Genomic DNA, 235 nt, shown 5'->3' on the forward strand with positions numbered 1-235 from the left:
ACACAATCTGTCAGAAGCTGCGCAGAGATGACTCGCGTCCACCATGCACATCACGGCATACAACCCTCGCACGCCGGATCGGCGGCTGTGCAGGTGTTGACATGTTGATAGTGTTACGGCGGTCATGGCGGAGGGGAAACGCCCGGCAACATTCCGAACCCGGAAGCTAAGCCCTCCAGCGCCGATGGTACTGCAACGGGGACGTTGTGGGAGAGTAGGACGCCGCCGGACAAAC

Annotated in this window: 1 rRNA gene; it reads left to right on the forward strand. The window is 60.4% G+C overall.

The features are described 5' to 3' along the window. Window positions 1–114: 114 nt before the first annotated feature. Window positions 115–231 (forward strand): 5S ribosomal RNA (rrf, locus tag QEZ54_RS36325). Window positions 232–235: the final 4 nt, after the last annotated feature.

This window comes from Catellatospora sp. KI3, assembly GCF_029948125.1.
Taxonomy (GTDB): Bacteria; Actinomycetota; Actinomycetes; order Mycobacteriales; family Micromonosporaceae; genus Catellatospora.